A 15,906-nucleotide genomic window follows, 5' to 3' on the forward strand; every position below is an offset into this window, starting at 1 on the left:
TCCGGCTGCTCAGCAGGCCTGGGCGTCCAACTGTTCGATCGTGGCGTGCGACGGGGCCCGGCGCGTGCTCAGCTCGCGCGCCACGTCCTCGGCGTCGCGCAGCACCCGTACCGCGTTCTGCCAGGTGAGCTTGGCGAGATCGGCGGTGGACCAGCTCCGGCCGAGCAGCTCCGCGATCAGGTTCGGGTAGCCCGCGACGTCCCTGAGGCCCTCCGGGAGGAAGGCCGTGCCGTCGTAGTCGCCGCCGATGCCGATGTGGTCGATCCCGGCGACCTCGCGCATGTGGTCGAGGTGGTCGGCGATCGTCGCCACGGTGGCCATCGGGCGCGGGTTGGCCGCCTCGAAGGCTGCGTGGATCTTCATGGCCTGCGCGGTGGTGTCGAGGTGGTGCAGGCCGTGGGCGCGCAGGTTCTCGTCCGCGGCCCGGGTCCAGGCGACGGCCGCCGGGAGGACGAACTTCGGCACGAAGGTCGCCATGGCGATGCCGCCGTTGGCGGGGAGCCGGCCGAGGACGTCGTCGGGGATGTTGCGCGGGTGGTCGCAGATCGCGCGCGACGAGGAGTGCGAGAAGATCACGGGCGCGGTGGAGGTGTCGAGCGCGTCGCGCATCGTGGTGGCCGCCACGTGGGAGAGGTCGACCAGCATGCCGGTGCGGTTCATCTCCCGTACGACCTCGTGGCCGAAGGGCGAGAGACCGCCGACGCCCGGCTCGTCGGTCGCCGAGTCCGCCCACGCGATGTTGTCGTTGTGGGTGAGCGTCATGTAGCGGACACCCAGGGTGTGCAGGGCGCGCAGGGTGCCCAGCGAGTTGTTGATGGAGTGGCCGCCCTCGGCGCCCATCAGGGAGGCGATACGGCCCTCGGTGCGCGCCGTCTCCATGTCGTCGGCCGTCAGGGCGCGCCGCAGGTCGGCGGGGTAGCGCCCGATCAGCTCGGCGACCACGTCGATCTGTTCGAGGGTGGCGCTGACGGCCTCGTCGCCCGCCATGTCGGTCCGTACATAGACGGACCAGAACTGGGCGCCGACACCGCCCGCGCGCAGCCGCGGGATGTCGGTATGCAGATGGGCGGACTGGTCGGTGGCGATGTCGCGGGCGTCCAGGTCGTAGCCGACCTGTTCGCGCAGCGCCCACGGCAGGTCGTTGTGGCCGTCGACGACGGGGTATTCGGCGAGGAGTTCCGCGGCACGCTTCAGCTGGTCCACGGGTGCCCTACTTCCCGAAGCCGAAGGAGTCGCTGCCCTCGACCTTGCTGCGCAGCCGCTTGCCCTTCTCCGTCGCCTGCTCGTTCAGCTCCTGCTGGAACTCCCGCATGCGGGCCAGCAGGTCGCCGTCGTGGGCGGCGAGGATGCGTGCGGCGAGCAGACCCGCGTTGCGTGCGCCGCCGACCGAGACGGTCGCGACGGGGACACCGGCCGGCATCTGCACGATGGAGAGCAGGCTGTCCATGCCGTCCAGGTACTTCAGCGGGACCGGGACGCCGATGACCGGCAGCGGGGTGACGGAGGCGAGCATGCCGGGCAGGTGGGCGGCGCCGCCCGCGCCCGCGATGATCGCCTTGAGGCCGCGGTCCGCCGCGCGCTCGCCGTACGCGATCATTTCGCGCGGCATGCGGTGGGCGGAGACGACGTCGACCTCGTAGGGGATCTCGAACTCGTCGAGGGCCTTGGCCGCTGCTTCCATGACGGGCCAGTCCGAGTCGGAGCCCATGACGATGCCGACGACCGGCGCGGCGGAGGCGGGGGAAGTCATTCGGTGATCGTTCCTCGCAGGTAGTCGGCCGCGTGCCGAGCGCGCTCGCGCACGTCCGCCAGATCGTCGCCGTAGGTGTTGACATGTCCGACCTTGCGGCCGGGCTTCACGTCCTTGCCGTACATGTGGATCTTGAGCTGCGGGTCGCGGGCCATGCAGTGCAGATACGCCTGGTACATGTCCGGGTAGTCGCCGCCCAGGACGTTGGACATGACCGTCCAGGTGGCGCGCGGGCGCGGGTCGCCGAGCGGGAGGTCCAGGATGGCCCGGACGTGGTTGGCGAACTGCGAGGTGATCGCGCCGTCCTGGGTCCAGTGCCCGGAGTTGTGCGGGCGCATGGCCAGCTCGTTGACCAGGATGCCGGGCTTCCCGTCGGGCCCACGGGTCTCGAAGAGTTCGACGGCGAGGTGGCCGACGACGCCGAGCTCGGAGGCGAGACGGAGGGCGAGCTGCTGGGCCTCGCCGGCGAGTTCCTCGTCCAGCTCGGGGGCCGGGGCGATGACCGTGTCGCAGACCCCGTCGACCTGGATCGACTCGACGACCGGGTACGCGACGGCCTGGCCGTGCGGCGAGCGGACGATATTGGCCGCCAGCTCCCGTACGAAGTCGACCTTCTCCTCGGCGAGGACCTGGACACCTGCCCGGAAGGGGTCGGTCGCGTCCGCCTCGGAGCGGACCACCCAGACGCCCTTGCCGTCGTAGCCGCCGCGGACCGTCTTGAGGATGACGGGAAAGCCGCCGACCTCCTGCGCGAAGGCCGCGACGTCGGCCGGGTCCTTCACGATGCGGTGGCGGGGGCAGGGCGCGCCGGCCTCGGTGAGTTTCGCGCGCATCACCCCCTTGTCCTGGGCGTGCACCAGCGCGTCGGGGCCCGGGCGCACGGGAATGCCGTCCGCCTCCAGGGCCCGCAGGTGTTCGGTCGGTACGTGCTCGTGATCGAAGGTGATCACGTCACAGCCGCGCGCGAAGGCACGCAGCGTGTCCAGGTCGCGATAGTCGCCGACGACGACTTCGCTCACCACCTGGGCCGCCGAGTCCTGGGGGGTGTCACTGAGGAGCTTGAATCTGATGCCGAGGGGGATGCCCGCCTCGTGGGTCATACGGGCGAGCTGACCGCCACCGACCATGCCGACTACCGGGAACGTCACCTCTCCAGGGTATCCGCCGCCCCGGGGGTCGACCGACGACGCCCTCGTGCCCGCCCCGGCGGGGTCGGCACGTCACAGCATTGCCACACCTGCTTGGGCATACACAGGCAACCCGTGGAAGGGCTGGATAGCATGACTGGGTTGACGAAACCGACAGACGGGCTGAGCGATCACCATGAGCGAACGGGGCGCACTGCGGAGCCGGCTGGATCTGCTGGCCCGGGAAGTCGCCAAGTTCGGCACGGTCGGCGCGTTCGGTCTGGTGGTCAATATGGCCGTATCCAACCTGCTCTGGCGCACCACGGACCTCCAGGTGGTACGGGCCGGTCTGCTGGCGACGTTCGTCGCCATCCTCTTCAATTACGTCGGCTTCCGTTACTGGACGTACCGGGACCGTGACAAGACCGGGCGGACCCGGGAGCTGACGCTGTTCCTGCTGTTCAGCGCGGTGGGCGCGGTCATCGAGAACGGTGTGCTGTACGTGGCGACGTACGGGTTCGGGTGGGACAGCACGGCCCAGAGCAATGTCTTCAAGATGCTCGGGATCGGCATCGCGACGCTGTTCCGTTTCTGGTCCTACCGGACGTGGGTGTTCAAGGCGCTGCCCGCGAAGGAGGCTGTGCTGGGCGCGGAGAAGTTCCTGAAGCAGGGGCGTACGGGGCAGGCGCCGCGGGTCGAGGCGGACTCGGTACGGCGGTAGCCGGGGGCTCGGTCCTTGCCGCTCACCTCACCGGGCGCTCCGGTTCCTTTCTGCTCGGGGTCACCCGGCTGAGGAACAGGGCGAAGACCGCCGGCTGCTGCTGGAGCAGTTCGAGACGGCCGCCGTCCGCCTCCGCGAGGTCCCTGGCCACCGCGAGGCCGATGCCGGTGGAGTTGCGGCCGCTGATCGTCCGCTCGAAGATCCGGGCGCCGAGGTCGGGGGCAACACCCGAGCCCTCGTCCGTGACCTCGATCACCACCTGATTGCCCGTGACCCGGGTGCGCAGCGCGACCGTGCCGCCGCCGTGCATCAGCGAGTTCTCGATCAGTGCGGCCAGCACCTGGGCGACCGCGCCCGGCGTACCGACGGCCTGCAGCCCCTGCTTCCCGGAGTGGACGACGGCGCGGCCCTCGCCCCGGTAGGCCGGGCGCCATTCCTCGATCTGCTGCTTGACGACCTCGTCGAGGTCGAAGACGACGGCGGAGCCGGTACGCGGGTCGCGGGCGTTGGTCAGCAGCCGCTCCACCACATCGGTGAGCCGCTCGACCTGGGTGAGGGCGATGTTCGCCTCCTCCTTCACCGTGTCCGGGTCGTCGGTGACCGAGATCTCCTCGATGCGCATGGAGAGCGCGGTCAGCGGCGTGCGGAGCTGGTGCGAGGCGTCGGCGGCCAGCCGTCGTTCCGCGGTCAGCATCCGGGCGATCCGTTCGGCGGAGGAGTCCAGGACGTCGGCGACCCGGTCCAGCTCCGGTACTCCGTACCGCTTGTGGCGCGGGCGCGGGTCGCCGGAACCCAGGCGTTCGGCGGTCTCCGCGAGGTCGGTCAGCGGCGAGGTCAGTTTGTTGGCCTGGCGTACGGCGAGGAGAACGGCCGAGATGATGGCCAGCAGCGCCACCGCGCCGATGATCGTCAGGGTGCGGCCGACCTCACGGGTGACGGCGGAGCGGGACTCCTTCACGGTGACCCGTTCACCGTGCTCCCCCTCGGCCGTACTGCTGATCACGCTGCCAGAGGGGCGCGTACCGACTTCGACGGGGGCGCGTCCGGGGATCTCGACCAGCGCGTAGCGTTTGCTGTAGATCTGCTCGGCCAGCAGCTCGGGGTTGATCCGCTCGTTCTCCAGGAGCCGGCTCTCGACGACGCTGAGCAGCCGCACCGCCTCGGAGTCGACGCTCTCCTGGGCGCTGTTGCTGATGGTGCGGCTCTCGACGATGACGAGGGAGACGCCGAAGACGGCGATCACCACGAGCACCACGGCGAGCGTGGAGTTGATCAGTCTGCGGCGCATGGGTGCTTCCGCACGTCAGCTCTTCTCGAAGCGGAAGCCGACGCCCCGCACGGTCGCGATGTAGCGGGGGTTGGCCGCGTCGTCTCCGAGCTTCTTGCGGAGCCAGGAAATGTGCATGTCGAGGGTCTTGGTCGACGACCACCAGGTGGTGTCCCAGACCTCGCGCATCAGCTGGTCACGGGTGACGACCCGGCCGGCGTCGCGGACCAGGACCCGCAGCAGGTCGAACTCCTTGGCAGTGAGCTGGAGTTCCTCGTCGCCCATCCAGGCCCGGTGCGACTCGACGTCGATCCTGACGCCGTGAGTGGCGGGCTGCGGGGCGGGCTCGGTGGCGCCGCGTCGCAGCAGGGCCCGGACGCGGGCGAGCAGTTCGGCCAGGCGGAAGGGCTTGGTGACGTAGTCGTCCGCGCCCGCGTCCAGGCCGACAACGGTGTCCACCTCGTCGGCGCGTGCGGTCAGCACCAGGATCGGGATGGTGTGACCCTCGGCACGGAGTCTGCGGGCGACTTCGAGACCGTCCATCCCGGGCAGGCCCAGGTCGAGTACGACCAGGTCGATTCCGCCCTGGAGGCCGGCGTCGAGTGCGGTCGGACCGTCTTCGCGGACCTCGACCTCGTAACCCTCCCGACGCAGGGCGCGGGCCAGCGGCTCCGAGATGGACGCGTCGTCCTCGGCGAGCAGTACACGGGTCATGGAGTGATGGTAGTCCGCGCAGGGCGGGCGCTGGGAGGTGATGGAAGAGCCCTGCGGGTCTGCGAGGAAGGCGGAGAGGGACCTTCGAATAGGGGGCGTGGCCCCATCGTCACCTGTGATCCATCTCTCAAGTCCATTCAAATCGGACTGTGTCGTGTCGTATGGTTTCTCGACGCCTGTTGCACTACTCAAGGACCCTTGGACATCTTTTAGTACCTAGGGTCTCTTTTGTTTTGCCGACTGGTACCCGCCAGTCGTGAATTCAGTGAATGACCTGCGGCCGGGCCCGGAGCGCGATGATGCGCACCGGGCGTGGATCCCGATGCGGTCGGTCCCCGTCCCCTTCGGTCGGCTCCTCGGCGAGCCCGGCGGTCGGGACGAATCCCCTCTCAGGCGTGGGGGTGGGGCGTAGCCGTTTCGGTGCCGGCCTCCCCCCACCGGGCGCGTCACGCTCACGAGCGCCGCGTCCCGAGCACCCAAGGATCGACCATGGCGTCCAGCCTGACGAAGGACCCGGCCAGTACATCTGGATCCGGGAAGACCTTCTTCGGCCACCCCCGCGGCCTGGCCACTCTCTTCATGACCGAGATGTGGGAGCGCTTCAGCTTCTACGGCATGCGGGCCCTGCTTCCGCTTTACCTGGTCTCCAGTTCCGGCCTGAACATGGACGCGGGCACGGCCACCGCGATCTACTCCATCTACCTGGCGATGGTGTACCTGCTCGCCATGCCCGGCGGCTGGTTCGGCGACCGGGTCTGGGGGCCGCGCAAGACGGTCGCCATTTCGGCCGCGATCATCATGCTGGGCCATCTCACTCTGGCCCTGCCCAGCTCCGGCACCTTCTTCGCCGGTCTGGCACTGGTCGCGCTCGGCTCAGGTCTGCTGAAGGCCAACCTGTCGACGATGGTCGGCCATCTCTACGACGGTCCGGAGGACCCGCGCCGCGACGGTGGCTTCACCATCTTCTACATGGGCATCAACCTCGGTGCCTTCGCCGCTCCGCTGATCATCGGCACGATCGGCGAGAAGGTGGACTGGCACCTCGGCTTCGCCATCGCCGCGGTCGGCATGGCGTTGGGTCTGGCCCAGTTCCTCATCGGTACGCGCCACCTCAGCGCCCGCAGCAGCGTTGTCCCGATGCCGCTGTCGGCCGAGGAGCGGCGTTCGACCCTGCGCAAGGGTCTGCTGTGGCTGATCGTCGCCGTCGTCTTCTACGGTGTGCTCGTCGCCACCGATGTGTACACGCTGAACTGGGCGCTCGTTCCGATCACCATCGCCGGCCTGGTCATTCCGGTCGCCGTACTGGTGCGGATCAAGCGCGACCGGGATCTCTCGCAGACCGAGCAGTCGAAGATGTCCGGCTACATCTGGTTCTTCGTCGCCGCGGCCATGTTCTGGATGATCTACGACCAGGGCGGCTCCACGCTGTCGCTCTTCGGTGAGTCCTCCACCACGAACACCCTGTTCGGTATGGAATTCCCGACGTCCTGGTACCAGTCGATCAACCCGGTCTTCATCATGGCGCTGGCCCCGGTCGTCGCCTGGATCTGGCTGGCGCTGAACCGCCGCGGCAAGGAGCCGAGCTCGGTCGTCAAGTTCGGCTCGGGTCTCTTCCTGGTCGGCGTCTCCTTCCTCGTCTTCATGATGCCGCTGACCATGGCCACGGACGGCGACAAGGTCAGCCCGATGTGGCTGGTGTCCATCTACTTCCTGCAGACCGTCGGTGAGCTCTGCCTGTCCCCCGTCGGCCTGTCGGTCACCACGAAGATGGCTCCGGCGAAGTACGGCAGCCAGATGATGGGCGTCTGGTTCCTCGCCGTCACCGCCGGCGACTGCATCACCAGCCTGTTGTCGCTGGCGGGTGTCGATCTGAACAAGACCGGCGTGGTGGGCATGGAGGCGACGCTCGCGATCATCGCGGCGTTCGCGATCTGGATGTACCGCAAGAAGGTCACCGAGCTCATGGGCAACGTGCGCTGACGCCCTGATCCCGCACCGTCCGACGACGAGGGCCGCCGCACCGCTGATCCGGTGCGGCGGCCTTCGTGCCGTCCCCCTGTGCCGTCGCTACGTGGGCTCAGCTCACCCGGTGCCGCGCAGCCTGCGCCACGGGGTGAAGGTGAACACGGCGCCGCCCAGCAGGATCGCCGTCCCCGCGACCAGGCCGAGTGCGCGCAGGGTGCCGTGGTCCTCGGCCCCGGTGGCGGCCAGTCCGCCGCCGGAGTCCGTGCCGCCGGCCGTGGAGCCGGTGGAGCCCGTGGAGCCCGTGGAGCCCGTGGAGCCCGTGGAGCCCGTGGTGGTGCCACCGGAGGCGCCGCCCTCCTGGGCGGTGGTGTCGAGCTCCAGCGACGGGGTCGCCGAGCCCTTGACCTTGCAGGGGATGTTGATCTTCGAGGTGCCCAGGGTGACATCGATCGTCAGAGTGCCGGGGCTGAGCGTGGACTTCCCGGTCGCGCCCGGCTTGTAGGTGCCGGTCATGTCGGCCAGGTCGACCGGCTTGCCCTGCTCCAGCGGTTCGGTGTTGGCGGGGCCGGTGACCTTCACCGAGCCCTTGTCGGCGCCGCCGACGACGACGTCCATGGACGGCTTGAGCGCACCGGCGGGCAGTGCGGCGGGGCTGTCCATCACGCCCTTGGCCGTCTTGACCGTGAGCGCGTAACTCCCGCCGCTCTTCTTGGCGTTGATCGTCACCTTGGAGGCGATGCCGGCCGGTCCCGGGGACGTACAGGCGAAGCTGACCGAGACCTCCTTGCCGGGGAAGTCGGTCTGGCCGCTGCCGCCGCCGGAGCCCGAGGTGGTGCCGCCCGCGTCGGTACCGCCCGCGGTCGTGGAGCCGGAGGTCGTACCGCCGGTCGTCGTGGAACCGGAGGTCGTACCGCCCGCGGTGCTGGAACCGGTGGTGGAGCCGGTGGTGGAGCCGGTCGTCGTACCGCCCGTGGTCGTGGCTCCGCCGCCGTCCGTGACCTTGATCGTCGCGCCCGGCTGCACCGCCTCCTTCGGGGAGCACTTGGTGTCCGTGGAGATCGGCTTGGAGACGTTGATGTTGTACGCGTCCGGCGTCAGCGTGATCTCACCCGCCTTCTCCAGCTTCAGCGAGCCCTTCATGTCGGGCAGCACCATGGCGCCGCCCTTGGGGATCGGCGGGTTCTGCCGCGGCCCTTCCATCTGGAGCGTGCCCGTGGCCGCGCCACCCACCTTGATCGTGCCGGTCGGCTTGACCGTGTCCTTCCCCAGATCGAGTATGTCGGGGTTCTTGGAAGCGGCCTCGACCGTCTTCCACACCACCTCGACGGTGTCCCCGACCTTGGCCTCGGCGGGCACGGTCAGCCGCACCACCGTGGTGCCCTGCACGGCCGGCAGTCCGGAGATGGGCGGGGGTATGCACTCCGTCCTGTACGAGATGTCGGCGGCCTGGGCCGGGCTCGCGGCCAGCAGCATGCCCGCGCCGCCGAGCATCATCGCGACTCCCGCCGCGACCGTCCTTTGTTGCGTACTCACGAATGCCCCTTCGTCGTCGGTCTGTTCTCTGACGGTGCGGAATCCGGTGTGAACCACGGCAGCGCGGCCGTGGGGCTCTCGGCGGGTCCCGGTGCGCGGCGCGCCTCCGGGAGTCCGGCGGTCGCATCGGCCGGCTGCGGGTGGCGGTGGCGCCCGTTGTGGACCGAAGTGCGTGAGGTGCGGGGTCGTACCTTGTCGACGATCGCCATGCCGATCCGGAACACGGCGGCCGGCACGACGACGCACAGCAGGATCCAGAAGAGCGTGACTCCCCAGGGGCGGCCGACCCCCCACGGCTGCTCGGCCAGAACCTTGCTGCCGTACTTCAGCGAGATCTGGTAGTCGCCGTGGGCGCCCGCCGTCAGTTCGACCGGCAGCTTGATCTGCGCCTTGCGGCCGGACTCGATGGTGCCGCGCCACTGCCGCTCCTCCCACTGCGGGGCGAAGACGCCGTGCGCGGTGCCGACCTGGAAGACCGGGTCCTTGACGGGAGCGGAGCCCAGATTGCCCACGGTGAAGACCAGGTGCCGGGAGGGCGGGGCACCGAACCACGTGAGGATTCCGCTGTCGCCCTCCAGCCGTGTGGTGGCCAGCACGGCGAGCCTGCCACCGTCGGTCTCCTTCGGCAGCGCGGCGACCGGGTGGCCCGCGACGACGAACACGGCGTCGGCGGTGGAGTGTTCCCCGGTGACGGTGGCGACGTGCACCACGCAGGGGCAGGGTGTGGGCGGCTCGGCGACCGGCATCTTCTTGCTGAAGTCGCCCTCGGCGCCGGTGGTGACGGCACGGCCCTCGGCGTTGGCGCAGGAGTTGGTGCCGCCGATCACGCCGCGCTCCGGCGTGGACCGTCCGCAGATCAGCATCATCAGCAGCGTGTTCGGCCGCCAGCCGCTGCCCTTGACGGTGATCTCACCGCCCTTGCCCGCCTGCTGCTCGGAGAGGGTGACCACGGGCTTCGCGTCCGCGGCCCTCGCACCCGCCGCGTCGACGCCGGTCACAAAGAGCATCAGCAGGACGGCCAGCAGTGCGCCGAGCAGCACGGCTGCCCACCGGTGGCTGCCGCTCCGGAGTGGTGCCGGTCCGGCCTGTCCAGTCACGATTCCGCTCCCGCCTTCACCAAGTACCATCTCTCGGGGTGCCGTTGGACTCCCGCCGACGGTCCGGACCGGCCGTCGTCACCGTCTTCGTCGTCCGGTGGCCGTCTGCGTGAGCACCGGAGCCGGTACGCGTACACGCCTGCGGTGACGGCGACCAGGAGCAGCAGTGCGCCACCGGTCACCGGCGCCCATGGGACGTAGACCGCGCGGGCCGTCGCCTCGCTGTGTGCGCCGCCCGCCGCCGTGACGCGCAGCCGGACGGTCGCCGAGTCGAGGGCCGGGGCGTCCCGCCACGGTTCGCTGAGCCTGACGCGCTGTCCGGGCAGCAGTTCCACCGGCAGCGTGCGCGCCTCGCGCCGCAGCAGCGCCCCGAACACCCCGTCGGCGCCGACGGCGATCCGCGGGGCCAGTGCCGTGTTGCCGCGGTTGACCAGCGTGTAGTGGATGGTCCGCCCGGACACGGTGACGTCCTCGACGGTGAGTGCGGCCAGCGTCGGCCCGCCGACCCGCAGTTGGACCCGTACGCCCACCGAGCGGTCGCCACTCCGTACGACGATCGCGCCGGGGTGGTCGCCGGGCGTGGCACCCGTCGGCACCGTGACAGAGAACGGCACATCGGCGCGGGTACGGGCCGGCACGGTCACTTCGGCTGCGGCGGTCCGCAGCCAGGCGCCGGTCCCGGTGGAGCCCTTGCCGTCGCGTACCGCGAATTCGCCGTCCTCGGCGTTGTACGCGTCGGCGCCGCGCAACCGTACGGTGACCGGGGCCGTACCGGAGTTGGTGACGGAGAGCCGGTCCTGCAGGACGGTGCCGGGCGGGCCCTCCAGGTAGAAGTACGGTCTGGCGTCGTCCGTGCCGGAACCGCTCACCGCCGGCCGCGCCGTCCACGCGGTGCTCGCGGGCGTCGGCTTCCGGTCCGCGGCACCGGCCACCGGGGTCATGGCGAAGGTGAACAGCAGTACGGCGAGGGCGAGTCGGGCAATGCGACCGGTCGGCGACGGCATGGGCGGCTCCCTGGTGCGTGACGGCGGCGGGATCGTGGAGCGGGGCCTTTCTTCCGAATCCGGCCCGGTCCGGAAGTGACGCCCTATCGGCCCACGACCCCCTGCCCGCGCCGGGTCAGCCAGAGCACCCCGGCCGCGCCGGTCAGCAGCACCGTGCCGCCGAGCGTGCCGAGCGCCACGGCCGAGTCGAGCGGACCGGTCTTCGGCAGCTGCCCGCCGTCGTCCGGGTCGCTCGGCGCGCTGCCCGCGGCCGTCACATCGAGCTGGAGCGACGGCCCCGGATGGTTGGAGGGGGTGCAGGTCGTGGTCGTACCGAGCGCCTTGATGGTGAGCACCCCGGCGGTGAAGTCGACCTTGCCGCTCTTCTTCGGGGTGTACGTACCCGACAGGTCGCCGATTTTGATGGGGGTGTTGGCGGGTATGGCCGCGGAGTTCGGCGCGCCGGAGACCTGGACCCGGCCCGGGTCGGCGCCCCCCACCTCGATGACCGCGCTGGGACTCATCGCGCCCTTGCCCAGTTCGACGGGGCTGGACGAGACTCCCTTCTGGAAGGACATCGTGAGTTTGTAGCCGCTGCCGTTCTTGACGCTCTTGATGTCGATGGGAGACACGGCGCTCTTGTCGCCGATCGGGGTCTTGCACTGGTAGTCGACGTCCACGACCGTGGCGTGGGCGGCGGGCGCGGCCATCAGCACCACCGTGCCCGCCAGCGCGGACGCCAGCGCGAAAGCTGTTCGCTTCTGGTAGGACACCTGAGTTCCCCTCATTCCGGAAGTCGCCGCGCACCGTCTCTCACCGACGCAAGTTACTGACGACATATCAGATTGGGCGCTCAAGGTACGCCTGGGGCCTTGTGGAGGGAAGACAAAGAGCGCGCCGATCCGGCGCGCTCTTCAAAGGTGCACATGCGGGCCGTACGCTTCCGTGGGCCGGACGAGGTGCTATGCGGGGCCGCATGCCCCGTGGGCCGGACGAGGTGCTATGCGGGGCCGCATGCCCCGTGGCCCGGACGAGGTGCCATGCGGGGCCGTACGCTTCCGTGGGCCCTGACGAGGTGCTATGCGGGGGCGGCCAGCTCCGCCCAGACGGTTTTGCCGGCCCGGCCCGCCACCCGCAGGACACCCCAGTCCAGACAGAGCCGCTGCACGATGAACATGCCGTGCCCGCCGGGCCGGCCGGCCCGGTGCGGGGTGCGCGGCGCGGGCTGACCCGATCCTGCGTCGACGACCTCCACCCGCAACACCTTCGCCGTGCAGGCGATACGCAGTTCCTCGGGGCCGTCCGCGTGCAGACAGGCGTTGGTGACCAGTTCGGAGACAACCAGCAGGACGTCCTCGGCGGCGGCCCGGCCGTCGGCGCTCGTCGCGGGCAGCCAGCCCCAATCGTGAAGCGCCTGACGGGCGAAGTCGCGGGCCGTCGGAACGATGCCGCCGATTCCCCGCAGCGACAACGTGCGCCACTGCCGCTCGGCCGGCTCGGGGGAGGCCGCGCCGGCGCCCGCGTCCGCGTGTGCGTCCACACCGGCGCCCTCCGGCTCGCGGCCGAGGTCGCCCGGCGGATGCTGCCGGGTGGTGCTCATCAGCGCTTCACCTCACCGATTCACCATGTCGCCATCGAACAGTTACAAGTACAGACACAGAGTGCGCGGATCGCCCACGGCTCCGCCGGATGTTCTTCTGCCCGGCCGAATCGTGACAACACCCGCTTCGTCCACGCGGATCGCGTGACACGGGCAACACATGAGGAATTCGTGGTCGCGAAACGCGCCACAATCACATATCCAGGGCCGCTTCGAGGGTTTCGTGGACGGTGAAGACCGCCTCGGCCCCGGTGATCTCGAAGACCCGCGCCACCACCGGCAGCATTCCGGCCAAATGGACCCCTCCGCCGGCCGCCTCCGCCTTGAGGCGGGCACCGAGCAGCACATTGAGCCCGGTGGAATCACAGAATTCGAGTCGCGAACAATCAACCACCAGGCGTACTCGCCCTTGCTCGACCGCGCTCTCCAGGGGCTCCCGCAGGAGATCCGCCGTGTGGTGATCCAGCTCACCCACCGGCGTCACGACCTCGCTGCGCCCCTCGGTACGGGATTCGACCTGAAGCCGACCCTGGTTCGCATTGCCGACCGTCCCGCGGTCCATGCCCGTCCCTCTTCGCCGTTCGTCACTGCCTGCGTCTCTGCGTGCGCAGATTCGTTGTAGCCGTCGCTGACGTCCTCGAAACAGTACGCGTTCCGCGCGACACATGGTACCCAAAGAACTCAACAAACCGGACATATAGCATCAATTGACACTTGTCACTGCCCGTCCGGACCGGGTAAGGGTAGGGGGACACCCAAAACACGGTCGGCTTTGGAGGCGCCGCTTCACCGCAGGAACACGTATGGGCATCGGCAGCCATATGCCGAGAACGATGGAGGAGACATGTCACCCCGGCTCGACGGACCGCGTCCCCACAACGCGACGTCAGCATGTCCACAGGGACTGACCCACTCAGACTCCCCTGCCGCGAACGCCGGAGACGGCACGCGCAACGGCAACACCAGCAGCACCAGCAGCACGGCCGTCGAATGCGTCGAAAGGGTCGACGACTACGGCCTCACCGACGGTCTCGAAGGACTTCCCGAGATCCCGCCCTACGACGAAGTGGGGCCACTGGACGCCCGGGCCCTGTCGAAGACACTCTTCGCGCGGCTCGATTCCCTCGAAGAGGGCACCCACGAGTACTCGTACGTCCGCAACACGCTCGTCGAACTGAACCTGGCCCTGGTCAAGTTCGCCGCCTCCCGGTTCCGCTCCCGCAGCGAGCCGATGGAGGACATCATCCAGGTCGGCACCATCGGCCTGATCAAGGCGATCGACCGCTTCGAGCTCAGCCGGGGCGTGGAGTTCCCGACGTTCGCGATGCCGACCATCGTCGGTGAGATCAAGCGCTTCTTCCGCGACACCAGCTGGTCCGTGCGCGTCCCGCGCCGACTGCAGGAGCTGCGGCTCGACCTGGCCAAGGCGGGCGACGAGCTCGCCCAGAAGCTGGACCGTTCACCCACCGTGGGCGAGCTCGCCCACCGCCTCGGCATCACCGAGGACGAGGTCGTCGAGGGCATGGCCGCGAGCAATGCGTACACCGCGAGTTCGCTGGACGCCAAGCCCGAGGAGGACGAGCACGAGAGCGCGCTGGCGGACCGTATCGGCTACGAGGACCACGGACTCGAAGGCATCGAGTACATCGAGTCCCTGAAGCCGCTGATCGCCTCGCTGCCGGGCCGCGACCGCACGATCCTCTCGCTCCGGTTCGTCGCCAATATGACGCAGTCGGAGATCGGTGAGGAGCTGGGCATCTCCCAGATGCATGTCTCGCGACTGCTCTCCCGCACGCTGGTCAAGCTCCGGAAGGGCCTGACGCTGGAGGAGTGAACGGGACCGTCGCGTGCACACGGAAGACCCCGCGCCGCGCGACGCGAGCCCCTTGCGGAAGGACCTGCCCGAACAAAGGGCGGGTCCTTCCGCATGTGTGACGACGCGTCATCAACGTCCGGCTGTGTCGGCCGACGCCCGGACGACACGTTGGCCGTGCTGCCAGACCGCGTGGACCAGTGGGACGCCCGGCCGGTAGGCGAGGTGCACATGGCTGGGCGCGTCGAGCAGGACCAGGTCGGCGCGGGCGCCGGGGGCGATGCGGCCGATGTCCGTACGACGCAGAGCCGCCGCGCCGCCCGCGGTGGCGGACCAGAGGGCTTCGTCCGGGGTCATGCCCATGTCGCGTACGGCGAGGGCGATGCAGAAGGGCATGGAGGATGTGAACGACGAGCCCGGGTTGCAGTCCGTGGAGAGCGCGACGGTGGCGCCCGCGTCGAGGATGCGGCGGGCGTCCGGCCAGGTGGCGCGGGTGGAGAACTCGGCGCCGGGGAGCAGGGTGGCGACGGTGTTGCCCTGGGCCAGGGCGTCGACGTCCGCGTCCGTGAGGTGGGTGCAGTGGTCGGCCGACGCGGCGTCGAGTTCGACGGCGAGCTGGACGCCGGGGCCGTGGCCGAGTTGGTTGGCGTGGACGCGGGGGTGCAGGCCCTTGGCCCGGCCGGCGGTGAGGATGGCGCGGGCCTGGTCGCCGTCGAAGGCGCCCTTCTCGCAGAAGACGTCGATCCAACGGGCGTACGGGGCACAGGCATCGAGCATCGCTCCGGTGACCAGGTCCACGTAGCCGGCCGGGTCGTCGGTGTAGTCCGGGGAGACGATGTGGGCGCCGAGGTAGGTGACCTCTTCGGTGTGCTGGGCGGCGATGCGCAGGGCACGGGCCTCGTCCTCGACGGTGAGGCCGTAGCCGGACTTGGTCTCGAAGGTGGTGGTGCCCTGGTGCAGCGCCTCGGCGAGGTAGCGGGTGACGTTGGCGGAGAGTTCGTCGTCGGTGGCGGCGCGGGTGGCGGCGACCGTGGTCCTGATGCCGCCCGCGCTGTAGGGGCGGCCGGACATCCGGGCGTTGAACTCCTCGGTGCGGTCGCCCGCGAACAAGAGGTGGGAGTGGGAGTCGACGAAGCCGGGGATCGCCGCCCGGCCGCCCGCGTCGACGGCGTTGTCAGTGGCGGGTGCTTTGCTTGACTCACCGGTCCAGACGACCCGGTCGCCCTCGATGACGACGGCCGCGTCCCGGATCAGGCCCAGGGGGGAATCCGGGGAGAGGGAGGGGTCGTTGGTGACCAGGCTGGCGATGTTGGTGATGGCGGTCGTCGTCATCGGG

At 69.8% G+C, this 15,906-nt stretch carries 15 protein-coding genes; 3 read left to right on the top strand and 12 right to left on the bottom strand.

Annotated features, from left to right (window positions below):
* Window positions 1–9 precede the first annotated feature (9 nt).
* Genes ACZ3IC_RS12920 through ACZ3IC_RS12930 form a run of 3 tightly spaced genes read right to left on the bottom strand, consistent with a single transcriptional unit; the run spans window position 10 to window position 2,898 of the window.
* Complete coding sequence (locus tag ACZ3IC_RS12920; RefSeq protein ID WP_467415519.1) at window positions 10–1,203, bottom strand: dipeptidase; 1,194 nt, start codon at window positions 1,201–1,203, stop codon at window positions 10–12.
* Window positions 1,204–1,210: 7 nt separating this feature from the next.
* The gene (gene purE, locus ACZ3IC_RS12925) at window positions 1,211–1,750 is read right to left on the bottom strand and encodes a 5-(carboxyamino)imidazole ribonucleotide mutase (RefSeq protein ID WP_467415520.1); all 540 of its coding nucleotides are present in this window, start codon (window positions 1,748–1,750) and stop codon (window positions 1,211–1,213) included.
* Window positions 1,747–2,898 carry a 5-(carboxyamino)imidazole ribonucleotide synthase gene (locus ACZ3IC_RS12930; RefSeq protein WP_467415521.1) on the bottom strand — a complete coding sequence of 384 codons (1,152 nt, stop codon included), beginning with the start codon at window positions 2,896–2,898 and terminating at the stop codon, window positions 1,747–1,749. Before ACZ3IC_RS12930 ends, purE begins: the two co-directional genes overlap by 4 nt.
* 175 nt (window positions 2,899–3,073) lie before the next feature.
* On the opposite strand from ACZ3IC_RS12930, the gene ACZ3IC_RS12935 reads away from it, so the two are divergent.
* Complete coding sequence (locus tag ACZ3IC_RS12935) at window positions 3,074–3,598, top strand: GtrA family protein (RefSeq protein ID WP_467415524.1); 525 nt, start codon at window positions 3,074–3,076, stop codon at window positions 3,596–3,598.
* Between the two features lie 22 nt (window positions 3,599–3,620).
* On the opposite strand, the gene ACZ3IC_RS12940 is transcribed toward ACZ3IC_RS12935, so the two are convergent.
* Both ACZ3IC_RS12940 and ACZ3IC_RS12945 read right to left on the bottom strand, forming a co-directional pair.
* The gene (locus ACZ3IC_RS12940; RefSeq protein WP_467415526.1) at window positions 3,621–4,886 is read right to left on the bottom strand and encodes an ATP-binding protein; all 1,266 of its coding nucleotides are present in this window, start codon (window positions 4,884–4,886) and stop codon (window positions 3,621–3,623) included.
* A 15-nt stretch (window positions 4,887–4,901) separates the two neighbouring features.
* Window positions 4,902–5,579, bottom strand: a complete 678-nt coding sequence (locus tag ACZ3IC_RS12945; protein WP_467415529.1) for a response regulator transcription factor — start codon at window positions 5,577–5,579, stop codon at window positions 4,902–4,904.
* Window positions 5,580–6,068: 489 nt separating this feature from the next.
* Between ACZ3IC_RS12945 and ACZ3IC_RS12950 the strand changes: the two genes are divergently transcribed.
* Complete coding sequence (locus ACZ3IC_RS12950) at window positions 6,069–7,559, top strand: peptide MFS transporter (RefSeq protein ID WP_467415531.1); 1,491 nt, start codon at window positions 6,069–6,071, stop codon at window positions 7,557–7,559.
* Window positions 7,560–7,661: 102 nt separating this feature from the next.
* On the opposite strand, the gene ACZ3IC_RS12955 is transcribed toward ACZ3IC_RS12950, so the two are convergent.
* The 6 genes from ACZ3IC_RS12955 to ACZ3IC_RS12980 all read right to left on the bottom strand — a co-directional run bounded on the left by ACZ3IC_RS12955 (window position 7,662) and on the right by ACZ3IC_RS12980 (window position 13,319).
* Entirely contained in the window at window positions 7,662–9,035 is a 1,374-nt protein-coding gene (locus tag ACZ3IC_RS12955) for a hypothetical protein (RefSeq protein WP_467416074.1), read from the bottom strand.
* Window positions 9,036–9,073: 38 nt separating this feature from the next.
* Complete coding sequence (locus tag ACZ3IC_RS12960; protein WP_467415534.1) at window positions 9,074–10,174, bottom strand: hypothetical protein; 1,101 nt, start codon at window positions 10,172–10,174, stop codon at window positions 9,074–9,076.
* Window positions 10,171–11,178: a COG1470 family protein gene (locus tag ACZ3IC_RS12965; RefSeq protein ID WP_467415535.1), complete on the bottom strand. Its 1,008-nt coding sequence runs from the start codon at window positions 11,176–11,178 to the stop codon at window positions 10,171–10,173. The genes ACZ3IC_RS12960 and ACZ3IC_RS12965 overlap by 4 nt, the downstream gene beginning before the upstream one ends.
* Window positions 11,179–11,261: 83 nt before the next feature.
* The gene (locus tag ACZ3IC_RS12970) at window positions 11,262–11,930 is read right to left on the bottom strand and encodes a peptidase (protein ID WP_467415536.1); all 669 of its coding nucleotides are present in this window, start codon (window positions 11,928–11,930) and stop codon (window positions 11,262–11,264) included.
* A gap of 305 nt (window positions 11,931–12,235) precedes the next feature.
* Window positions 12,236–12,757, bottom strand: coding sequence for an ATP-binding protein (locus ACZ3IC_RS12975; RefSeq protein WP_467415539.1), 522 nt, complete (start codon window positions 12,755–12,757; stop codon window positions 12,236–12,238).
* A 193-nt stretch (window positions 12,758–12,950) separates the two neighbouring features.
* Window positions 12,951–13,319: an STAS domain-containing protein gene (locus tag ACZ3IC_RS12980; RefSeq protein ID WP_467415541.1), complete on the bottom strand. Its 369-nt coding sequence runs from the start codon at window positions 13,317–13,319 to the stop codon at window positions 12,951–12,953.
* Between the two features lie 282 nt (window positions 13,320–13,601).
* Here ACZ3IC_RS12980 and ACZ3IC_RS12985 point away from each other — a divergent pair, with 282 nt between their 5' ends.
* Window positions 13,602–14,591 carry an RNA polymerase sigma factor SigF gene (locus ACZ3IC_RS12985; protein WP_467415544.1) on the top strand — a complete coding sequence of 330 codons (990 nt, stop codon included), beginning with the start codon at window positions 13,602–13,604 and terminating at the stop codon, window positions 14,589–14,591.
* 111 nt (window positions 14,592–14,702) lie between these two features.
* Here the strand turns inward: ACZ3IC_RS12985 and hutI are convergent, their stop codons facing one another.
* Complete coding sequence (hutI, locus tag ACZ3IC_RS12990) at window positions 14,703–15,902, bottom strand: imidazolonepropionase (protein WP_467415546.1); 1,200 nt, start codon at window positions 15,900–15,902, stop codon at window positions 14,703–14,705.
* Between the last annotated feature and the right edge of the window lie 4 nt (window positions 15,903–15,906).

This window comes from Streptomyces sp. NPDC002958 (genome assembly GCF_055563255.1).

Coding starts and splice junctions, on each gene's coding strand:
- purE (WP_467415520.1), bottom strand. CDS start 1,750: ATGACTTCCCCCGCCTCCGCCGCGCCGGTCGTCGGCATCGTCATGGGC.
- ACZ3IC_RS12935 (WP_467415524.1), top strand. CDS start 3,074: ATGAGCGAACGGGGCGCACTGCGGAGCCGGCTGGATCTGCTGGCCCGG.
- ACZ3IC_RS12940 (WP_467415526.1), bottom strand. CDS start 4,886: ATGCGCCGCAGACTGATCAACTCCACGCTCGCCGTGGTGCTCGTGGTG.
- ACZ3IC_RS12945 (WP_467415529.1), bottom strand. CDS start 5,579: ATGACCCGTGTACTGCTCGCCGAGGACGACGCGTCCATCTCGGAGCCG.
- ACZ3IC_RS12950 (WP_467415531.1), top strand. CDS start 6,069: ATGGCGTCCAGCCTGACGAAGGACCCGGCCAGTACATCTGGATCCGGG.
- ACZ3IC_RS12955 (WP_467416074.1), bottom strand. CDS start 9,035: ATGCTCGGCGGCGCGGGCATGCTGCTGGCCGCGAGCCCGGCCCAGGCC.
- ACZ3IC_RS12965 (WP_467415535.1), bottom strand. CDS start 11,178: ATGCCGTCGCCGACCGGTCGCATTGCCCGACTCGCCCTCGCCGTACTG.
- ACZ3IC_RS12975 (WP_467415539.1), bottom strand. CDS start 12,757: ATGAGCACCACCCGGCAGCATCCGCCGGGCGACCTCGGCCGCGAGCCG.
- ACZ3IC_RS12980 (WP_467415541.1), bottom strand. CDS start 13,319: ATGGACCGCGGGACGGTCGGCAATGCGAACCAGGGTCGGCTTCAGGTC.
- ACZ3IC_RS12985 (WP_467415544.1), top strand. CDS start 13,602: ATGTCACCCCGGCTCGACGGACCGCGTCCCCACAACGCGACGTCAGCA.
- hutI (WP_467415546.1), bottom strand. CDS start 15,902: ATGACGACGACCGCCATCACCAACATCGCCAGCCTGGTCACCAACGAC.